The sequence below is a fragment of the Arthrobacter terricola genome (genome assembly GCF_004354015.1).
GTDB classification, from domain to species: domain Bacteria; phylum Actinomycetota; class Actinomycetes; order Actinomycetales; family Micrococcaceae; genus Arthrobacter; species Arthrobacter terricola.
In genome coordinates, this window is the sequence record NZ_SMRU01000104.1 from 1 (window position 1) to 1,282 (window position 1,282).

Consider the following 1,282-nt stretch of genomic DNA (forward strand, 5'->3'; position numbering starts at 1 on the left):
GTGCTGGACAGTGGTGTGCTCGCGGACAGGGACTACGAACGCGAAGGGCTGGAAGCGGTACTCCGGGACACTGCCGGATTCGCCCGGAAAGCCAAAACCGTCCACCTCGGCGCGTACACCGTGTCCGGAACCACGCAGCTGCTGGGCGTCTTCGCCCGCGCCGAAGGCACGGACATCGCCCGTGCCAGGCTCGCCGAAATCTGGGTCAACGCCATCGCCGCCGGCGGATCCGGGATGACCATCATCGACCGGGGTGCTTCGGCGTACTTCTCCGGCACCATCCTTCACTGATACTTCCAAAGCAGGAGAAACAAACCATGACTGCAGACGTCGGCATCTACACCCGGTGCGACAGCAACTACTTCCCCGGCCTCATCGCACTGCTGAACAGCCTGCGGCGGGCCGGACACAGCTACCCGGTCTACCTGGTGGACACCGGTCTGACCGCATCCCAGCTGGACATCATCGCGTCACTGGGCGACTTGCACGTCACCCGGCCGCAGTTCGGCCAGTACACGCTCGATTCCTCCAAATCCACCCGCTACAACACGACCGTGTTCGCCGGGCTTGAAATCACGCTCCCCGAGCACGAAGTCATCGTCCACCTCGACGCGGACGCGGTCGTCCTGGACTCCCTCGAACCGCTGATCCAGGCAGCGTTCGAGCATGGTTTCGCCGCCACCGGTGAGATCCCGCCATCCAACATGAAGACGCACTTCTGGGGAATGCCGGAAATCACCGGCCGCGCCCTCCGGGACGTCACCCGTGAGGAGCAGATCGCCGCGCACGCCGCGATCACCGCCCGCTTCGGGCCGCTCGACGAGGAAACCATCACATTCAACTCCGGTATCTGGGCGACCCGGCGCCACTACTACCTGAACCGGATGCGCCCGGTTCTGGAGTTCATCAAGGACTACCACCGCGAAATCTGGGGCCTGGAGCAGGCGATGCTGAACATCGCCGCGTTCTACGCCAACCCGTATGAGCCGTTCCGCGAGGTCGGGTCCCGGTTCAACAGCCGCGCCGAATACTCCTACTTCAACGAACATTTCGGGACCAGCGGATACCGGATCGCGTCCCCGAGGCTGCTCACCAACCTCGAGACGGCCCGCCTCGACCCCGGCATGAAGGTCCGACTGAACGGCGTCGGCGGGACACTGGCCGTGCTCCACTTCGTCTGGAAACCCAAGCCCTGGGAGGAACCCTCCACCCTGAGCGAAGTCTGGGAATTCTTCGCCGACACCACCCCTGGCTGGCGGGACGCGGCCGCCGCGAAAGGCGC

Annotated in this window: 2 protein-coding genes; both read left to right on the plus strand. The window is 64.7% G+C overall.

Annotated elements, in window-relative coordinates; genetic code table 11:
• On the plus strand, positions 1-291 hold a 291-nt coding region (locus tag E1809_RS26965; RefSeq protein WP_165962522.1), incomplete at its 5' end, for a hypothetical protein.
• Positions 292-317: 26 nt separating this feature from the next.
• The coding region (locus E1809_RS26475) for a glycosyltransferase (RefSeq protein WP_133207178.1) at positions 318-1,282 on the plus strand (965 nt) is incomplete at its 3' end.